The organism is Streptomyces sp. NPDC013317, from assembly GCF_055563155.1.
In genome coordinates, this window is the sequence record NZ_JBVHDX010000004.1 from 566,341 (window position 1) to 584,254 (window position 17,914).

Annotated in this window: 13 protein-coding genes, 4 tRNA genes and 1 pseudogene; 10 read left to right on the forward strand and 8 right to left on the reverse strand. The window is 70.2% G+C overall.

The window, feature by feature from the left end:
• The first annotated feature begins 172 nt into the window (after window positions 1-172).
• Both purF and purM read left to right on the forward strand, forming a co-directional pair.
• On the forward strand, window positions 173-1,699 hold the full coding sequence (gene purF, locus ACZ3IJ_RS15365) for an amidophosphoribosyltransferase (RefSeq protein WP_391799891.1): 1,527 nt from the start codon (window positions 173-175) through the stop codon (window positions 1,697-1,699).
• Window positions 1,700-1,741: 42 nt separating this feature from the next.
• Window positions 1,742-2,809 (forward strand): phosphoribosylformylglycinamidine cyclo-ligase, encoded by a 1,068-nt coding sequence (gene purM / locus ACZ3IJ_RS15370; protein WP_391799890.1) that lies wholly within the window; start codon window positions 1,742-1,744, stop codon window positions 2,807-2,809.
• Between the two features lie 114 nt (window positions 2,810-2,923).
• Here the strand turns inward: purM and ACZ3IJ_RS15375 are convergent, their stop codons facing one another.
• Window positions 2,924-3,181, reverse strand: a complete 258-nt coding sequence (locus ACZ3IJ_RS15375; RefSeq protein WP_260230816.1) for a DUF3073 domain-containing protein — start codon at window positions 3,179-3,181, stop codon at window positions 2,924-2,926.
• 321 nt (window positions 3,182-3,502) lie between these two features.
• Complete coding sequence (locus ACZ3IJ_RS15380; protein WP_467468318.1) at window positions 3,503-4,597, reverse strand: Leu/Phe/Val dehydrogenase; 1,095 nt, start codon at window positions 4,595-4,597, stop codon at window positions 3,503-3,505.
• 395 nt (window positions 4,598-4,992) lie between these two features.
• Here ACZ3IJ_RS15380 and ACZ3IJ_RS15385 point away from each other — a divergent pair, with 395 nt between their 5' ends.
• Both ACZ3IJ_RS15385 and bldC read left to right on the forward strand, forming a co-directional pair.
• Window positions 4,993-5,865, forward strand: coding sequence for a DUF8083 family protein (locus ACZ3IJ_RS15385; RefSeq protein WP_391799888.1), 873 nt, complete (start codon window positions 4,993-4,995; stop codon window positions 5,863-5,865).
• 536 nt (window positions 5,866-6,401) lie between these two features.
• Window positions 6,402-6,608, forward strand: a complete 207-nt coding sequence (gene bldC, locus ACZ3IJ_RS15390) for a developmental transcriptional regulator BldC (protein WP_003949541.1) — start codon at window positions 6,402-6,404, stop codon at window positions 6,606-6,608.
• Between the two features lie 324 nt (window positions 6,609-6,932).
• On the opposite strand, the pseudogene ACZ3IJ_RS15395 reads toward bldC, so the two are convergent.
• From ACZ3IJ_RS15395 to hrpA, 3 genes and pseudogenes are all read right to left on the reverse strand, one after another.
• A pseudogene (locus tag ACZ3IJ_RS15395) lies at window positions 6,933-7,109 on the reverse strand (DUF6274 family protein); the annotation flags it as partial.
• A gap of 137 nt (window positions 7,110-7,246) precedes the next feature.
• A tRNA-Asp gene (locus tag ACZ3IJ_RS15400) sits at window positions 7,247-7,320 on the reverse strand.
• An 87-nt stretch (window positions 7,321-7,407) separates the two neighbouring features.
• On the reverse strand, window positions 7,408-11,346 hold the full coding sequence (hrpA, locus tag ACZ3IJ_RS15405) for an ATP-dependent RNA helicase HrpA (protein ID WP_467468320.1): 3,939 nt from the start codon (window positions 11,344-11,346) through the stop codon (window positions 7,408-7,410).
• A 100-nt stretch (window positions 11,347-11,446) separates the two neighbouring features.
• Between hrpA and ACZ3IJ_RS15410 the strand changes: the two genes are divergently transcribed.
• The 3 genes from ACZ3IJ_RS15410 to ACZ3IJ_RS15420 are packed head-to-tail and all read left to right on the forward strand — an operon-like array spanning window position 11,447 to window position 13,534.
• Window positions 11,447-11,923, forward strand: coding sequence for a hypothetical protein (locus ACZ3IJ_RS15410; RefSeq protein WP_467468322.1), 477 nt, complete (start codon window positions 11,447-11,449; stop codon window positions 11,921-11,923).
• 58 nt (window positions 11,924-11,981) lie between these two features.
• The gene (locus tag ACZ3IJ_RS15415; protein ID WP_467468324.1) at window positions 11,982-12,707 is read left to right on the forward strand and encodes a DsbA family protein; all 726 of its coding nucleotides are present in this window, start codon (window positions 11,982-11,984) and stop codon (window positions 12,705-12,707) included.
• The gene (locus ACZ3IJ_RS15420; protein WP_467468326.1) at window positions 12,704-13,534 is read left to right on the forward strand and encodes a cytochrome c biogenesis CcdA family protein; all 831 of its coding nucleotides are present in this window, start codon (window positions 12,704-12,706) and stop codon (window positions 13,532-13,534) included. The genes ACZ3IJ_RS15415 and ACZ3IJ_RS15420 overlap by 4 nt, the downstream gene beginning before the upstream one ends.
• Window positions 13,535-13,693: 159 nt before the next feature.
• On the opposite strand, the gene ACZ3IJ_RS15425 is transcribed toward ACZ3IJ_RS15420, so the two are convergent.
• The 3 genes from ACZ3IJ_RS15425 to ACZ3IJ_RS15435 form a co-directional block, all read right to left on the reverse strand.
• Window positions 13,694-13,767, reverse strand: a tRNA-Phe gene (locus tag ACZ3IJ_RS15425).
• Between the two features lie 22 nt (window positions 13,768-13,789).
• Window positions 13,790-13,863, reverse strand: a tRNA-Asp gene (locus ACZ3IJ_RS15430).
• A gap of 40 nt (window positions 13,864-13,903) precedes the next feature.
• Window positions 13,904-13,976 (reverse strand) — tRNA-Glu (locus ACZ3IJ_RS15435).
• Window positions 13,977-14,080: 104 nt separating this feature from the next.
• On the opposite strand from ACZ3IJ_RS15435, the gene ACZ3IJ_RS15440 reads away from it, so the two are divergent.
• The 3 genes from ACZ3IJ_RS15440 to ACZ3IJ_RS15450 all read left to right on the forward strand — a co-directional run bounded on the left by ACZ3IJ_RS15440 (window position 14,081) and on the right by ACZ3IJ_RS15450 (window position 17,640).
• Window positions 14,081-14,431 carry a metallopeptidase family protein gene (locus ACZ3IJ_RS15440; RefSeq protein WP_352189716.1) on the forward strand — a complete coding sequence of 117 codons (351 nt, stop codon included), beginning with the start codon at window positions 14,081-14,083 and terminating at the stop codon, window positions 14,429-14,431.
• A 261-nt stretch (window positions 14,432-14,692) separates the two neighbouring features.
• Window positions 14,693-15,226: a hypothetical protein gene (locus ACZ3IJ_RS15445; protein ID WP_467468328.1), complete on the forward strand. Its 534-nt coding sequence runs from the start codon at window positions 14,693-14,695 to the stop codon at window positions 15,224-15,226.
• A gap of 200 nt (window positions 15,227-15,426) precedes the next feature.
• Entirely contained in the window at window positions 15,427-17,640 is a 2,214-nt protein-coding gene (locus tag ACZ3IJ_RS15450) for a DEAD/DEAH box helicase (RefSeq protein ID WP_467468330.1), read from the forward strand.
• Window positions 17,641-17,914: the final 274 nt, after the last annotated feature.

Consider the following 17,914-nt stretch of genomic DNA (forward strand, 5'->3'; position numbering starts at 1 on the left):
GCACCGTACGAGCGTCCGCTTGGGTGCGACCGGTCGGGCGGAAGTCCCTTCCCGCCTAGGCGAGAGCGTGTCTACGCACGTCAATCGATCACTTTGTGGGATCGCACCACTCGGAGGGACCCCGGATTTCCCCAATTCGGACCAGTGGTCGACCTCCCCTACACTCGGAGGCGTGCCACGTGGTGACGGTCGACTCAATCACGATCTGCTCCCCGGCGAGAAAGGCCCCCAGGACGCGTGTGGCGTCTTCGGTGTCTGGGCTCCGGGTGAAGAGGTCGCAAAGCTCACGTACTTCGGGCTCTACGCCCTCCAGCATCGGGGCCAGGAATCCGCGGGTATCGCGGTCAGCAACGGCTCCCAGATCCTCGTCTTCAAGGACATGGGCCTCGTGTCCCAGGTCTTCGACGAGACCTCTCTCGGTTCACTCCAGGGTCATATCGCGGTCGGTCACGCCCGCTACTCGACCACCGGGGCCTCCGTGTGGGAGAACGCGCAGCCGACGTTCCGGGCGACAGCCCACGGCTCCATCGCGCTCGGCCACAACGGCAACCTGGTGAACACGGCCCAGCTCGCGGAGATGGTCGCCGACCTGCCGAAGCAGGAAGGCCGTACCACCCGTGTCGCGGCCACCAACGACACCGATCTGCTGACGGCGCTCCTCGCCGCCCAGACCGACGACGACGGCAAGCCGCTCACCATCGAGGAAGGTGCCGCCAAGGTCCTCCCCGATGTCCGCGGCGCCTTCTCCCTGGTCTTCATGGACGAGCACACGCTCTACGCGGCCCGTGACCCGCAGGGCATCCGCCCCCTGGTCCTCGGCCGTCTCGAGCGCGGCTGGGTCGTCGCCTCCGAGTCCGCCGCCCTCGACATCTGCGGCGCCAGCTTCGTCCGCGAGGTCGAGCCGGGCGAGATGATCGCGATCGACGAGAACGGCATCCGCACCTCGCGATTCGCGGAAGCGAAGCCCAAGGGCTGTGTCTTCGAGTACGTGTACCTGGCCCGCCCGGACACCGACATCGCCGGCCGGAACGTCTACCTCTCCCGTGTGGAGATGGGCCGTCGCCTCGCCAAGGAGGCCCCGGTCGAGGCGGACCTCGTCATAGCGACGCCGGAGTCCGGCACCCCGGCCGCCATCGGCTACGCGGAGGCCAGCGGCATCCCCTTCGGCGCGGGCCTGGTGAAGAACGCCTACGTGGGCCGCACCTTCATCCAGCCCTCCCAGACCATCCGCCAGCTCGGCATCCGGCTGAAGCTGAACCCCCTCAGGGACGTCATCAAGGGCAAGCGCCTGGTGGTCGTCGACGACTCGATCGTCCGCGGCAACACCCAGCGCGCCCTGGTCAAGATGCTCCGTGAGGCCGGCGCGGCCGAGATCCACATCCGGATCTCCTCCCCGCCGGTGAAGTGGCCCTGCTTCTTCGGGATCGACTTCGCCACCCGCGCGGAGCTGATCGCCAACGGCATGACGATCGAGGAGATCGGCACGTCGCTCGGCGCGGACTCGCTCTCGTACATCTCCATCGACGGGATGATCGAGGCGACCACCATCCAGAAGCCGAACCTCTGCCGCGCCTGCTTCGACGGCGAGTACCCGATGGAGCTTCCGGACCCCGAGCTGCTCGGCAAGCAGCTCCTGGAGAACGAGCTGGCCGCCGGCCCCGCCGCCACCGCGGCCGCCGACGCCCTCCGCCGGCCGTAAGACCCCCGCAGTACCGCAGTAACGACACGAAAGCTCTCACCTATGTCTGAGACCACCGGTGCCTCCTACGCGTCCGCGGGCGTCGACATCGAGGCGGGTGACCGCGCCGTCGAGCTCATGAAGGAATGGGTGAAGAAGACGCAGCGCCCCGAGGTCCTCGGTGGCCTCGGCGGCTTCGCCGGCCTCTTCGACGCCTCCGCCCTCAAGCGCTACGAGCGTCCGCTGCTCGCCTCCGCCACCGACGGTGTCGGCACGAAGGTCGACATCGCCCGGCAGATGGGCGTGTACGACACCATCGGCCACGACCTGGTCGCGATGGTCATGGACGACATCGTCGTCTGCGGCGCCGAGCCGCTCTTCATGACCGACTACATCTGCGTCGGCAAGGTCCACCCCGAGCGGGTCGCCGCGATCGTCAAGGGCATCGCCGAGGGCTGTGTCCTCGCCGGCACCGCGCTCGTCGGCGGCGAGACCGCCGAGCACCCCGGCCTGCTCGGCCCGGACGACTTCGACGTCGCCGGCGCCGGTACGGGTGTGGTGGAGGCGGACCGTCTGCTCGGCCCCGATCGCATCCGTACGGGTGACGCCGTGATCGCGATGGAATCCTCCGGCCTTCACTCCAACGGGTACTCGCTCGTCCGGCACGTGGTCTTCGACCGCGCGGGCATGAGCCTCGACCAGCACGTCGAGGAGCTCGGCCGGACCCTGGGCGAGGAGCTCCTGGAGCCGACGAAGATCTACTCGCTGGACTGCCTGGCGCTCACCCGGACCGCCGAGGTGCACGCCTTCAGCCACATCACGGGCGGCGGGCTGGCCGCCAACCTGGCGCGGGTGATCCCGGACGGGCTGCACGCCACGGTCGACCGTTCCACCTGGGCGCCCGGCGCGATCTTCGACCTGGTCGGCAAGGCCGGCAAGGTCGAGCGCCTGGAGCTGGAGAAGACCCTGAACATGGGCGTGGGCATGATGGCCGTCGTCCCCGCCGAGTCCGTGGAGGTGGCCCTGGCCACCCTGGAGGACCGGGGCGTCGAGGCCTGGGTCGCGGGCGAGATCACCGAGCGCGGCGAGCACGCGACCGGTGCGGAGCTGGTCGGCGACTACGCGGTCTGATCAGGCACGGTGGGTGGGCACCGCCCCACCCGCCGTCCCGCTCACGCGAACGCACAGAAACCCGGTCCGGGTATCCGGACCGGGTTCGGTGTTGAGCAGCGCTCTTCTACGAGGTCAAGCGCGACGCCGGGACGACGCGTCGGGACCGGACTCGTCGTCCTCGTCCTCGTCGTCCGTGTTGTAGAGATCCGCGTACTGCGCGTACGGGTCGTCTTCCTCGTCGTCGTCCTCGAACGGCTCGCCATTCGGCGGCTGGCTCGAAGTCGAAGCGCCCAGCTCGTTGGCCAGACGCGACAGGTCAGTCCCGCCGCTGCTGTACTTCAGCTGGCGGGCGACCTTCGTCTGCTTGGCCTTTGCCCGGCCGCGCCCCATGGCTCGACCCCCTCGGTGACGGGGCTCGACGGCCCCAGAGTCTTGACACGCGTTCATGATTCGGAACGGGCTCTCGATGGAGAGACCGGTCCGTAGGGCTTCAACGGTACCTGCTTCCGTGGCCATACGGTACGCCGCACGCATCACATGCCTCGGTACAGAACCATCGAGGTGCCCTGTCCTCGCTGGTCAATCGCGATTTTAACCTCTTCTTGAGGGCCGACCCGCCGACCGGGGTGAGTCATCTCTCGATTGGGGTGAACCTACAAAGTTCACCCCGGGCGAGCGCGCGGCGGGTCGGCCCCTCAGGATCCGGCCGGATCAGGCGCGGCGGGCGTCGGCCATCCGCTGCTCGGCGATCCGGTCGGCGGCCGCGGCCGGCGGAATGCCGTCCGCCTTCGCACGCGCGAAGATCTCGAGGGTGGTGTCGAAGATCTTCGTGGCCTTCGCCTTGCACCGGTCGAAGTCGAAGCCGTGCAGCTCGTCGGCGACCTGGATCACGCCACCGGCGTTGACCACGTAGTCGGGCGCGTAGAGGATCCCGCGCTCCACGAGGTCCTTCTCGATGCCCGGGTGGGCGAGCTGGTTGTTGGCGGCGCCGCAGACGATGCTCGCGGTGAGGAACGGAACGGTCTCCTCGCTCAGGACCCCACCCAGCGCGCACGGCGCGTAGATGTCCAGGCCCTCGACGCGGATCAGCGCGTCGGTGTCCGCGACGACCTTGACCTGCGGGAACTTGTCCGTGATCCGGCGCACCGACTCCTCGCGGACATCGGTGACGTAGACCTCGGCGCCGTCCTCCAGGAGGTGCTCGACCAGGAAGTGGCCGACCTTGCCGACGCCCGCGACGCCGACCTTGCGGTCGCGCAGCGTGGGGTCGCCCCACAGGGTCTGCGCGGAGGCGCGCATGCCCTGGAAGACGCCGAAGGCGGTGAGGACCGACGAGTCGCCGGCGCCGCCGTTCTCGGGAGAACGGCCGGTGGTCCACCGGTTGGTGCGGGCGACGACGTCCATGTCGGCGACGTAGGTGCCGACGTCGCACGCCGTCACGTAGCGGCCGCCGAGCGAGGCGACCATACGGCCGTAGGCGAGCAGCAGCTCGTCCGACTTGATCTTCTCCGGGTCGCCGATGATCACGGCCTTGCCGCCGCCGTGGTCGAGCCCGGCCATGGCGTTCTTGTACGACATGCCTCGCGAGAGGTTCAGCGCGTCGGCGACGGCCTCGGCCTCCGAGGCGTACGGGTAGAACCGGGTGCCGCCGAGGGCGGGGCCCAGGGCGGTGGAGTGGAGGGCGATGACGGCCTTGAGGCCGGAGGCGCGGTCCTGGCAGAGCACGACTTGCTCGTGGCCACCCTGCTCCGTGTGGAACAGAGTGTGCAGTACGTCAGCAGCAGGAACGCCGGTCACATCGGTCACGGTGGTGACTCCCAAGTACGAAGCGGCGGTTATCCCGGTCCCCCCATGCGGGTGGTGGCGGGACCGGTTCGGCAAGAGAGTAAGCCCTACCTGGGCGTAGATCCGGCGCAGTGCGCAGGATCACCGTTTCGGAGGCTGAGCGGAAGCGGGTCCTGCAGCGAGGCCCCGTGCTCAGCCGCGTGCCCCGGACGGGTCGGGCACGCTGGTCGCCCGCGTTCGCTCCACGCTCGGGCAGCACGCAACCCCTCACGGCCGCTACGTCCGCTTCGAACAGGTCAACGATCACGGGCGGCAAAGGTCACACGTTCCCTGCCCGAACGCCGGACCGCATCGAAGGAGCGTGGAGATCTGCGCTCAACGACCCTCCCGGAGTAGCTCCGTGGAAGGATCGCGACATGTCGGTCGCCTCTTCGGTCCTCGTTCCGTACGCCTCCTATCTGCGGGTCTACGAGCCGCTCGGGGCCTTTCCGGAGCCGGAGCGGGGGCACTGGGCGCGGTATGCGGGGCGGGCGGAGACGCCCACGGCTCAGGACGAGCTGCGTCGCTCGCTGGCGGACCTGCTGCCGACCCCGCCGGTTCCCGTGCCGGTCCATGAGAGCGGGGACGCCTTCGTGGCGCATGTCGACGGGGTGGTCGTGGTCTGTCCGTGGCGGACCAGGCTGCGGGGCTGGCTGGCCCTGGAGGAGCTGGGGCGGGCCAGGGACGCCGACCCGGGGCGTGCGCTGCCGGGGCCGGTGCTCGACGCGATGCTGCCGCCGGTGGTGCGCGCCCAGGTGGCGGCGGACCACGAGCGCTGGCGGGAGCGGAACCCGGACGCCCGCCCGTGGATCCGTACGGCGGTCTGGCAGGTGCCCGTGCGCTGGTTCACCCTCTTCGCGGACGAGGAGCGGGAGTACGAGCCGGGGGACCCGGAGCGGGGCGAGGCGCCGGTCCTGCGGTACCGGACGCCGATGGTGCAGGCGCGGCGGCGGCTGGCGCGGGCGCTGAAGACGCTGCGGGAGTCGATCGACGAGGGGCCGATGACGGAGGGGCTCGTCGAGATCGGCCGGTGGCTGGAGGAGTTCCACCCGAGGGCGCTGGTGGAGCTGGACTACGGGGGTCTGGTGCACGTGCTGTCGCCGGAGCGGCTCGCGGCGGACCGGTCGGCCGCCGACGCGGCCGAGGGGGTCGCGGCGCTGCGGGACGGTGACGGGGAGGGTGCGGGGGAGGCGTACGGCCGGCTCGCCGAGCGATGGCGTGCCGTCCGCAACCTGCAGTTCGCCAACTGACCATCGACAGGACACGTCCGGCTGATGTAAATGATCATTGAGCGTCTTGGGGCTGCGGTGTGCCGGCGTGGGGATGTCGGTGAGTTCGCGACGGGACGTAGGTCCCGATCCGGGCCTTTGGCTCAAGCGTGACGGATCGCACTTACTGCGCCCTTGCGCCCATCGCCCACCCTCGTGCCAAAATAGGACAAGGAGTCCGGGGAGGGTTCCTTCCGTCCAACTTTGGGCGGAACGCTCAGCATTGCACTCTATGGGGGGTCTGAGGACTCCTGATCGCTCTGTGACTGATCGTCACAGTGGCGTGACTGTCCGTTATGGCATGGTCCATCGACTTCCGCCGCTGATGAACACCTGCGAGGGCAATTCCATCGGTTTGGCCGACGTGGCTGGACGGATGGTGTAGTTGTAGTGCCGAGGACAAGCCGTTCGTCCTATAACCGACTCGGCCCGCTTCTGCCATTTCGGGCAACGCGGGTCAAGGTGCAGAATTTAGAGGAAAGAACCGAGAAGGTTCGGTTCTCCCGAGGAGGCCGCTCATGACCGCTCGCACCCCTGATGCCGAGCCGCTGCTGACCCCCGCCGAGGTTGCCACGATGTTCCGTGTGGACCCGAAGACGGTGACCCGTTGGGCGAAGGCAGGCAAGCTCACGTCCATCCGCACCCTGGGTGGACACCGCCGCTACCGCGAGGCTGAGGTCCGCGCCCTGCTCGCGGGCATTCCGCAGCAGCGCAGCGAGGCCTGAGGTACGCGCAACACCCAGTAACACCGGGCAATTCCGGGTCCCCCAACCTGGACCGCCCACCTGAGCTCTGCCGACGGGCGCCTGCCCCAACAGGCTCTTCGTCATCGATCGCGCTGGACTCCGCCGGGTCCAGCGCGATCTTTTTTGTGCCGGCTCGCACGCCTAGAAGAGTGGTGCAATTGCACATATTAAATGGGGCCGGTGTAGGGAGGGTGTAAAAGCGGGGGGTGATGAAACTCGTTCGGTGACTCCCGTCACACCGGCGAAGTCTTGCCAAGGAACAGCCTGCCACTCCCGCGGAAGCCCTCAACCCGCCGTTGGTCATGGGCTGGTGGGACTTTCGTCCTCGTCGCGCTCCAGCTCGATGGCGAGTGCCAGGAGGCGGTGACAGACCGAACAGTGCCGGGTGAGGTGCCCCAAGCGCGACGCGGCCGCCAGATGGGCGCGCAGCAGGGCTCGTATCTCGTGTCTCGACTCACGTGCTGCGGATGCCGCGGCCATGCGCGACCACCTCCTGTGGGCCCCCGATTCCCTGATGTCTGGGGTACCGGCGGCCGACGCCCGGCGTCAATACACCGGACGGCAACGGCGGAGACACGCGAAAGGCCCGCACCGACCGGTGCGGGCCTTTCTGAAAGCGATCCTGACGGGACTTGAACCCGCGACCTCCACCTTGACAGGGTGGCGAGCTAACCAACTGCTCCACAGGACCATGCTCGCAGCCCTTCGTGGGGCTGCGATGAAGACTGTACAGCAGGTCAGAGGGTCTGGTCGAACCGGCGCAAGGCGACACTCCCCGCTAGGGCGCGAGAGCGTCGATCGCCTTCACGATCCGCTTGTCCGAGACGGGGTACGCCGTGCCGAGCGCGTGCGCGAAGTAGCTGACCCGGAGCTCCTCGATCATCCAGCGGACGTCGGTGACCTCCTTCGCCACGGGCCGCCCCTTCGGGAGCTGTTCGAGCAGCCAGGCGTACTCGTCCTGCATCTCGTGGACCTTCTGCATACGGGTGGTGTCCCGCTGCACGCCCGTCGGCATCTGCTGGAGCCGGCGGTCCACGGCCACCAGGTAGCGCATCAGGTCCGGCAGCCGCCGCAGGCCCGTCCTGGTGACGAAGCCCGCCGGCATCAGCCACGCCAGCTGCTCGCGCACGTCCGTGAGGTTCTCGATGAGCGCCAGGCTGTTCGTGGCCTTCAGACGGCGCTCACAGGCCTGCCAGGCGGCCAGGATCTGCTGGACCTGGCCCACCGTGCGGACGGTCGTGTCGACGAGGTCGGCGCGGACCTTGTCGTACAGCTTCCGGAAGGACTCCTCGTCCCAGACCGGCCCGCCGTGGTCGGCGATCAGCTTGTCCGCGGCGGCGGTCGCGCAGTCGTCGAAGAGCGCCTGGATCGAACCGTGCGGGTTACGGGAGAGGGCGAGCTTCTGCTGGTTGGTGAGCTTGTCCGAGGCGAACTTCGCCGGGTTCACCGGGATGTTCAGCAGGATCAGCTTCCGCGTTCCCTGCCACATCGCCTGCGCCTGCTCGGCCTCCGTGTCGAAGAGCCGTACGGCGACGGTGTCGCCGGCGTCCACGAGCGCCGGGTACGCCTTGACCGGCTGGCCCGCCCGCCGGGTCTCGAAGACCTTCGTGAGCGGGCCGATCGTCCACTGCGTGAGCCCCGTGCGCTCCAGGGACTGCCCGGAGCCGTCGGGGCCGCTCGTGGCGGCCGCGGCCGCCTTGGAGAGGGCCTGGCGGGCCTTGGGGCGCAGCTTCAGCTTCAGCGCCTCCAGGTCCTTGTCCTCGGCCAGCTTGCGGCGCCGCTCGTCGACGATGCGGAAGGTGATCTTCAGGTGTTCGCCGATCCGGGACAGGTCGAAGTCCTCCGGCGAGACCGGGACGCCGACCATCCGGTGCAGCTCACGGGCGAGCGTCACCGTCAGCGGCTCCTGGAGGGGCACGGCCGAGTCCAGGAAGCGGGTCGCGAAGTTCGGCGCCGGCACGTAGTTGCGGCGGATCGGCTTCGGCAGCGAACGGATCAGCTCGGTGACGATCTCCTCGCGCAGGCCCGGGATCTGCCAGTCGAAGCCCTCGTCCGTGACCTGGTTGAGCACCTGGAGCGGGATGTGGACGGTGACACCGTCGGCGTCCGCGCCCGGCTCGAACTGGTACGTCACCCGGAACTTCAGCGGCCCCTGCCGCCAGGAGTCCGGATAGTCGTCCTTGGTGACCCCGGCGGCCTTCTCGTTGATGAGCATCTCGCGCTCGAAGTCGAGGAACTCCGGCTCCTCGTGCCGCTTGTGCTTCCACCAGGAGTCGAAGTGCGCGCCGGAGACGACGTGTTCGGGGACACGCTTGTCGTAGAAGTCGAAGAGCGTCTCGTCGTCGACGAGGATGTCCCGGCGCCGTGCGCGGTGCTCCAGCTCCTCGACCTCGGTGAGCAGCTTGCGGTTGTCGGCGAAGAACTTGTGGTGCGTGCGCCAGTCGCCCTCGACGAGCGCGTTGCGGATGAACAGGTCGCGGGAGGTCTCGGGGTCGATCCGCCCGTAGTTCACCTTGCGGTCGGTGACGATCGGCACGCCGTAGAGCGTCACCTTCTCGATCGCCATGACCGCCGCCTGGTCCTTCTCCCAGTGCGGCTCGCTGTACGTCTTCTTGATCAGGTGCTGGGCGAGCGGCTCGATCCACTCCGGCTCGATCTTCGCGTTGACCCGGGCCCACAGCCGCGAGGTCTCCACCAGCTCGGCCGACATGATGAAGCGCGGGGGCTTCTTGAAGAGCGCCGAGCCCGGGAAGACCGCGAACTTGGCGCTGCGGGCGCCCAGGTACTCGTTCTTCGCGCCCTCCTTCACGTCCTTCATACCGATGTGGCTCAGCAGGCCGGCGAGGAGCGAGGTGTGCACGGACTGCTCGGGGGCGTCCTCCTCGTTGAGGTGGATGCCCATCTGCTTGGCGACCGTCCGCAGCTGCGCGTAGATGTCCTGCCACTCGCGGATGCGCAGGAAGTTCAGGTACTCCTGCTTGCACATCCGGCGGAACGAGCTGGAGCCGCGCTCCTTCTGCTGCTCGCGGACGTAGCGCCAGAGGTTGAGGAAGGCGAGGAAGTCGCTGGTCTCGTCCTTGAAGCGGGCGTGCTGCTGGTCGGCCTGGGCCTGCTTCTCGGCGGGCCGCTCGCGCGGGTCCTGGATGGAGAGCGCGGCCGCGATCACCATGACCTCCCGTACGCAGCCGTTCCGGTCGGCCTCCAGGACCATCCGGGCCAGCCGGGGGTCGACGGGGAGCTGGGACAGCTTCCGGCCCTGCTGCGTGAGCCGCTTCTTCGGGTCCTTCTCGGCGGGATCGAGGGCTCCCAGCTCCTGCAGGAGCTGAACGCCGTCGCGGATGTTGCGGTGGTCCGGCGGGTCGATGAAGGGGAACTTCTCGATCTCGCCGAGACCGGCCGCGGTCATCTGGAGGATGACGGAGGCCAGGTTCGTGCGGAGGATCTCGGCGTCCGTGAACTCCGGGCGGCTGAGGAAGTCGTCCTCGGCGTAGAGGCGGATGCAGATGCCGTCGGACGTACGGCCGCAGCGGCCCTTGCGCTGGTTGGCGCTGGCCTGGCTGATCCGCTCGATCGGGAGGCGCTGGACCTTGGTCCGGTGGGAGTAGCGGGAGATGCGGGCGGTGCCCGGATCGATCACGTACTTGATGCCGGGGACGGTCAGCGAGGTCTCGGCCACGTTGGTGGCGAGGACGATCCGTCGGCCGCTGTGCGCCTGGAAGACGCGGTGCTGCTCGGCGTGGGAGAGGCGGGCGTAGAGGGGGAGCACCTCGGTGTTGCGGAGCTGCTTCTTCAGCAGCGCGTCCGCGGTGTCGCGGATCTCCCGCTCGCCGGAGAGGAAGACGAGGATGTCGCCGGGGCCCTCGGACTGGAGTTCGTCGACGGCGTCGCAGATGGCGGTGATCTGGTCCCGGTCGCTCTCCTCCGAGTCCTCTTCGAGGAGAGGCCGGTAGCGGACCTCCACCGGATACGTCCGCCCGCTGACCTCGACGATCGGCGCCTCGCCGAAGTGGCGGGAGAAGCGCTCGGGGTCGATGGTCGCGGAGGTGATGACGACCTTGAGGTCGGGGCGCTTGGGCAGCAGCTGGGCCAGATAGCCGAGCAGGAAGTCGATGTTGAGGGACCGCTCGTGGGCCTCGTCGATGATGATCGTGTCGTAGGCGCGCAGCTCGCGGTCCGTCTGGATCTCGGCGAGCAGGATGCCGTCGGTCATCAGCTTCACGAAGGTCGCGTCGGGGTTCACCTGGTCGGTGAAGCGGACCTTCCAGCCGACCGCCTCGCCCAGCGGGGTCTTCAGCTCGTCCGCGACGCGCTCGGCGACCGTGCGGGCGGCGATCCGGCGGGGCTGGGTGTGGCCGATCATGCCGCGCACGCCCCGGCCGAGCTCCAGACAGATCTTGGGGATCTGCGTCGTCTTGCCGGAGCCGGTCTCACCGGCGACGATCACGACCTGGTGGTCGCGTATCGCCTCCAGGATCGCGTCCTTCTTCTGCGAGACGGGCAGCTGCTCGGGGTACGTGACCGCGGGCACGCGGGAGGCCCGCCCGTCGACGCGCTCCTTGGCCTTGCCGGCCTCGGCGGCGATCTCGTCCAGGACGGCCTCACGGGCCTCGGGCTTGCGGATGCGGCGGGCGCCCTCGAGGCGGCGGCCGAGCCGGTGGGCGTCCCGCAGCGAGACCTCGGCCAGGACGGACTGGAGGGCGGCGAAGGAAGTAGACATACGGAATCCAGGATCGCACCCCGGGCCGAGTGCGGGCGAACCGATTTCCGCGTGGGTGCGGCCCGTAATATTTCGGGCACGTCGAGCCGAGAGGTACCCCGTGTCCAGCACCGCCCGCACCGTCCGCGCGCTCGCGGCGCTCGCCGCGCTGGCGGGCGTGGTGATCGGGCTCCTGGTGTGCGGGGCGGGCACGGGGACGGCCGGAACGGGGACGGCGAGCACCGCGGTCGCCGGTCCGGCTGCGGGTGGGACGGAGGCGGCCGTTCCCGACGGGGTGACGGCCGCCGGCATGCCGCCCGGGGCCGCGCAGGCGGTGGCCGCGGAGGCCGGGGCTCCAGGGTCCGGGGCCGGGCGGGTGCCCGGGTGCGGCGAGGGCCATACCTCCGACGGGGCGGCCCGGCCCGCCACGCCGCCCCGCCCGAACGGCTTCGGAGAGCTGCTGCCCACGCTCGCCGGGGAGCGGGCGGCCGGCGGGTTCTGCGGCGCCGACCAGGTGGTCCGCGAGCTGCTGCCGGGGCCCGAGCCGCCGGAGCTCGTACCGCCGTCACCGATGGAGCTGTCGATCCTGCGCGTCTAGAGGGCCGGACCGTCCCGCCGTCCGTCCCCATCTCCCGCACGTTCAGGAGCCCTTCCGCATGTCCAAGTCCAAGCCGATCATGATCGTCTCCGGGGTGGCCCTCGCCGCCGCGCTCCTCGGAGTCGTCTCGTACACCGCCACCAAGCCCGCCTCCGGGGGCGCCTCGGGTTCGTCGGCCGTCGCCGACGTCACCGCCGCCCCGGGCGACGGCGTCTACCCCGAGCTGGAGGCCTACGCCCGCCGCGACGCCTCCGACAAGCTGGCCCAGGGGCGGGCCGACGCGCCCGTGGTGCTGATCGAGTACGCCGACTTCAAGTGCGGCTACTGCGGGAAGTTCGCCCGTGACACCGAGCCCGAGCTGGTCAGGAAGTACGTCGAGAACGGCACCCTGCGCATCGAGTGGCGGAACTTCCCGATCTTCGGCGAGGAGTCGGAGGCGGCGGCCCGCGCGTCCTGGGCGGCGGGGCAGCAGGGCCGGTTCTGGGAGTTCCACAAGGCGGCGTACGCCGAAGGGGCCAAGGAGAAGGGCTTCGCAACCGAGCGGCTGAACGCCCTCGCGAAGGAGGCCGGCGTCCCTGACCTGGCGCGGTTCGCGAAGGACACCGACGGCGCGGAGGCCCGGGCGGCGGTGAGCAGGGACCAGGAGCAGGCGTACTCGCTGGGCGCGACCTCGACCCCGTCGTTCCTCGTCAACGGCCGGCCGATCGCGGGCGCGCAGCCGAAGGAGACCTTCACGGAGGCGATCGAAGCCGCGGCGAGGACGGCGAAGGCGGCCGGGCGGTGACCTCCGACATCGGCTACCTGGCCGCGTTCCTCGGTGGTCTCCTCGCCCTGCTGAGCCCGTGCAGCGCGCTGCTGCTCCCCGCCTTCTTCGCGTACTCGATCGACTCGACGAGCCGGCTGCTCGCCCGTACCGGAGTCTTCTACGCGGGTCTGGCCACCACGCTCGTCCCGCTCGGCGCGGCCGGGTCGTTCGCCGGGCGGCTCTTCTACGGCAACCGGGATCTGCTCGTGGCGCTGGGCGGCTGGACGATCATCGTCCTCGGCGTCCTGCAGATCCTCGGGATGGGGTTCGCCTCGCGCCGTGTCGCCGAGGTCAGTGGCCGGATCCGCCCCACGACGGCGGTCTCCGTCTACGCCCTCGGCCTGGTCTACGGTCTCGCCGGCTTCTGCGCGGGTCCGATCCTCGGCAGCGTCCTGACGGTCGCGGCACTGAGCGGCAGCCCGGCGTACGGCGGTCTGCTGCTCGCCGTCTACGCGCTGGGGATGGCGGTGCCGCTCTTCCTGCTCGCGCTGCTCTGGGAGCGGTACGAGCTGGGCCGGCGCCGCTGGCTGCGCGGGCGCACGGTCCGGGTGGGCCGCTTCGCGCTGCACACGACGTCGCTCCTGTCGGGGCTGTTCTTCGTGCTGCTCGGCACGCTCTTCCTCGCCTTCGACGGCACGACGGCGCTGCCGGGGCTCCTCTCGGTGGACGAGTCGTTCGCTGTGGAGGAGCGGGTGGCGTCGCTGGGCCGTTCGGTGCCGGACTGGGCGCTGCTGGTGGTCGTCGTCGCGGTGGTGGCGGTGGTGCTCGCGGTGCGGGGGTGGCGCGGCAGGCGCAGCGCGGCGTGAGGGGGCGGGGCGCGGTGCCCGGTGCCGGTCGAGTGACCGGCACCGGGCACCGTCCCGCCGCCCTCGCCCTGGCCCTCGCCGTCTGCGTCGCCGTCTGCGGCGTCCAGCCTCCCGCGACACGAAGAAGGCCCCGTTCTCTCGAACGGGGCCTTCTTTTTGTGGCTGGGGCCGGGGTCGAACCGGCGACCTATCGCTTTTCAGGCGATCGCTCGTACCAACTGAGCTACCCAGCCACGAAGCTGTTTCCAGCTTCAGCGACTCTGACGGGACTTGAACCCGCGACCTCCACCTTGACAGGGTGGCGAGCTAACCAACTGCTCCACAGAGCCAAGCTTGTGCGCGATCACTAGTCTCGCACACGGTACTGCGTGCCCCCAACGGGATTCGAACCCGTGCTACCGCCTTGAAAGGGCGGCGTCCTGGGCCACTAGACGATGAGGGCTAGGGGCTCACCTGCGCGCTTCTCAGCGCGTCGGGGACGTGAGAAGCATATGGGATACCGGCCGCTATCGCCAAAACGGTTTCCCCTGGGGGGACAATGGCCGGGTGCTGGAGATGACGCGTGAGGAGTTCGAGGAGCTTGTCGCCGAAGCCCTGGACCGGATCCCGCCGGAGCTGACGCGGCTGATGGACAACGTCGCGGTGTTCGTCGAGGACGAGCCCGCACCGGACGACCCGGAGCTTCTCGGTCTGTACGAGGGGACTCCGCTGACGGACCGGGGTGAGTGGTACGCGGGGGTGCTGCCGGACCGGATCACGATCTACCGGGGGCCGACGCTGCGGATGTGCGAGTCGCGCGAGGACGTGGTCGAGGAGACCGAGATCACCGTCGTGCACGAGATCGCCCATCACTTCGGCATCGACGACGAGCGGCTGCACGCGCTGGGCTACGGCTGACAAAACCGGCGGCGTAGAGCCGAAGGGTGACGTCTGGCGGCCCGGGACCATGGGCCGGCGGCCGACAGGTGGTTGGCGTGCGGGCGTGTCCCTTGCGGCGCAAAGGGAGTTGGGAAGGCAGGCACGTTCTTCCGCCTGCCCTTCCCCGCCGTTCCCGCCCTTTGTGTCCTGGAGGTGCCCTCCGTGCGCCATTTGCCCCACCGTGTGAGATGGGCCGCCACCGCGCTGGCGGTCGCCGCCTGTGCCGGTCTGAGCGGCTGCATGAGTGTGAGTGACGAGGGCGCGAAGCCGGCGCCGAGCAAGTCCGCCGGGAAGCAGGACGGTGTGGCGGCCGAGTCCGGCGGTGGTCTCGGGGTGTCCTCGGGCGGGCGCGGCGGGACCGGCCGGAGCGCGGCCGGGGTGAGCGGTCCCGACGCGGACGGTGCGGGCGAGGAGTCGCCGGTGCCGAGCGGCTCGCCGTCGGTCTCCGGGAAGCCGCCCGTCGACCCGCCGGCGGGCGGCGGTGGCGGGAGCGTGCCCAAGCCGGGCGGTCAGGTGCCCGGCGGGCCGGGCGGGGGCGCGGGCGGGCCGAGCGCGCCCGCCGGCGAGCCCAGTCCGCCGGTGGACCCGCCGGACCCCTCTCCCACGCAGCCCGAGGAGCCGAGCCCGAGTCCGAGCCCGGAACCCACGCCCGACCCCTCCGACTCGCCGACTGCGAGCCCCGGGGCCGACACCCACATGGGTGCGATGAAGGCGGCGGACGGGCCGGGAGGCCCGGTGGAGCCGGAGGCATCCCCGCAGGTCGGACCGGTGTGACGCAGTCCGGTTTGCCATAGGTGGGGGAGGGTGCGTATGGTGGTAGATCGTTTGATCCCATTGCCCGGCGCCGACACAGAAGAGCGCCGCGTGGCGCGTACTCTCCCTAGCCGTGGCTGGACCGCATTGAGGCGGTCGATTTGCGAATTTCACGGAGTTGACGGGCGCGTGCCGAGACTCCGGAAGGTTTCGCATTTCGCATGTCCATTTTCAGTTCTGACCACGCCGTCATGCCCGAGAACGACGAGATCGTCGAGGCCGTCGAGGCCACCGAGATCGTCGAGACCGAGGCGTCCGACGTCACCGAGGCCGCCGAGGCCGAGTCCTCCGAGCCCACCATCACCTTCGCCGACCTGGGCCTGCCCGAGGGCGTCGTGCGCAAGCTCGCGCAGAACGGCGTGACCACCCCCTTCCCGATCCAGGCGGCGACCATCCCGGACGCCCTGGCCGGCAAGGACATCCTCGGCCGCGGCCGTACCGGCTCCGGCAAGACCCTCTCCTTCGGCCTGCCGACGCTGGCCCAGCTGGCCGGCGGCCACACCGAGAAGAAGAAGCCCCGCGCGGTCATCCTCACCCCGACCCGTGAGCTCGCGATGCAGGTCGCGGACGCCCTCCAGCCGTACGGCGACGTGCTTGGCCTGAAGATCAAGGTCGTCTGCGGCGGTACGTCCATGGGCAACCAGATCTACGCCCTCGAGCGCGGCGTCGACATCCTCGTCGCCACCCCTGGTCGTCTGCGCGACATCATCAACCGCGGCGCCTGCTCCCTGGAGAACGTCCAGGTCTCGGTCCTCGACGAGGCCGACCAGATGTCCGACCTGGGCTTCCTGCCCGAGGTCACCGAGCTGCTCGACCAGGTCCCCGAGGGCGGCCAGCGCATGCTCTTCTCCGCCACCATGGAGAACGAGATCGGCACCCTGGTCAAGCGCTACCTGAACAACCCGGTCAGCCACGAGGTCGACAGCGCCCAGGGCAACGTCACGACCATGTCGCACCACGTCCTCGTCGTGAAGCCGAAGGACAAGGCGCCGGTCACGGCCGCCATCGCCGCCCGCAAGGGCCGCACGATCATCTTCGTCCGCACCCAGCTGGGCGCCGACCGCATCGCCGAGCAGCTCGTCGAGGCCGGCGTGAAGGCGGACGCGCTGCACGGCGGCATGACGCAGGGTGCCCGTACCCGCGTCCTCGCCGACTTCAAGGACGGCTACGTCAACGCGCTCGTCGCCACCGACGTCGCCGCCCGCGGCATCCACGTCGACGGCATCGACCTGGTCCTGAACGTGGACCCGGCCGGCGACCACAAGGACTACCTGCACCGCTCGGGCCGTACCGCCCGTGCCGGCCGTTCGGGCGTCGTGGTCTCCCTGGCCCTGCCGCACCAGCGCCGTCAGATCTTCCGCCTGATGGAGGACGCGGGCGTCGACGCCTCGCGTCACATCGTGGGCGGCGCGGGCGCGTTCGACCCGGAGGTCGCCGAGATCACCGGTGCGCGTTCGCTCACCGAGGTCCAGGCCGACTCCGCGAACAACGCCGCCAAGCAGGCGGAGCGCGAGGTCGCCGACCTCACCAAGCAGCTGGAGCGTCTGACGCGCCGCGCCGCCGAGCTCCGCGAGGAGGCCGACCGTCTGGTCGCCCGTTCCGCGCGTGAGCGGGGCGAGGACCCGGAGGCCGCCGTCGCCGAGGTGACGGAGGCCGCCGAGGCCGAGGTCGCCGCGGCCGTGGTCGCGTCCGAGCCGGTCCAGGAGCGCCGCGAGGAGCAGCGCCCGGCGTTCCGCGACGAGCGGGGCAACTACGAGCGCCGTGACCGCGGCGGCGACCGTGGCGGCTTCCGTCGCGACGACCGCCGTGACGACCGCGGTGGCTTCCGCCGCGACGACAACCGTGGTGGCGGCTTCCGTCGCGACGACCGTCCGTCGGGTGGCTTCCGCCGGGACAACGACCGTCGTGACGACCGTGGCGGCTTCCGTCGCGAGGACCGTCCCTCGGGCGGCTTCAACCGCGACGACCGTGGCGGCCGTTCCTTCGAGCGTCGTGACAACGACCGTCCGTCCGGCGGTTTCCGCCGGGACAACGACCGTGGCGACCGTGGCGGCTTCCGCCGTGACGACCGTCCCTCGGGCGGCTTCAACCGCGACGACCGTCCGTCGGGTGGCTTCCGCCGGGACAACGAGCGTCGTGACGACCGTGGCGGCTTCCGCCGTGACGACCGTCCCTCGGGCGGCCACCGTGGCAGCGACCGTCCGTTCAACCGCGACCGTCGTGACGACCGTCCCTCGGGCGGCTTCCGCTCGGGCGGCGACCGCCCGTACGGCCGCCGTGACGACCACCGCGGCGGCGACCACCGCGGCACCGGCTCGACGGGCGGCTCCTTCGGCCGCCGCGACGACAAGCCGCGCTGGAAGCGCAACGGCTGACCTGGCGTAGCTCGCTGAGAGAAACGCCGAGCAGGGCCCGTACGACACTTCGGTGACGTACGGGCCCTGCTTCTTTGAACGGGTTCGAACGTGCCTGCCGTGCCCGCGAGCACGGCGATCCACGGCTGTTAGGATCCGCTCACCTGAGTGGGGGGCACCGGGCAGCAGGACAGGTGGGGGCTTCGTCCGTTAGACCGTCCGGTCGCGGGATCAGCAACCCGCCCACCTCGTCGCGCGCCACGTCCGTCCGGTCGTCGTCCGCGCACGCTGTCCG

What these genes read in the sequence shown, in the direction of transcription:
- purM (WP_391799890.1), top strand. Translation starts at nt 1,742, where the DNA reads ATGTCTGAGACCACCGGTGCCTCCTACGCGTCCGCGGGCGTCGACATC.
- ACZ3IJ_RS15375 (WP_260230816.1), bottom strand. Translation starts at nt 3,181, where the DNA reads ATGGGGCGCGGCCGGGCAAAGGCCAAGCAGACGAAGGTCGCCCGCCAG.
- ACZ3IJ_RS15385 (WP_391799888.1), top strand. Translation starts at nt 4,993, where the DNA reads ATGTCGGTCGCCTCTTCGGTCCTCGTTCCGTACGCCTCCTATCTGCGG.
- bldC (WP_003949541.1), top strand. Translation starts at nt 6,402, where the DNA reads ATGACCGCTCGCACCCCTGATGCCGAGCCGCTGCTGACCCCCGCCGAG.
- hrpA (WP_467468320.1), bottom strand. Translation starts at nt 11,346, where the DNA reads ATGTCTACTTCCTTCGCCGCCCTCCAGTCCGTCCTGGCCGAGGTCTCG.
- ACZ3IJ_RS15415 (WP_467468324.1), top strand. Translation starts at nt 11,982, where the DNA reads ATGTCCAAGTCCAAGCCGATCATGATCGTCTCCGGGGTGGCCCTCGCC.
- ACZ3IJ_RS15445 (WP_467468328.1), top strand. Translation starts at nt 14,693, where the DNA reads ATGAGTGTGAGTGACGAGGGCGCGAAGCCGGCGCCGAGCAAGTCCGCC.
- ACZ3IJ_RS15450 (WP_467468330.1), top strand. Translation starts at nt 15,427, where the DNA reads ATGTCCATTTTCAGTTCTGACCACGCCGTCATGCCCGAGAACGACGAG.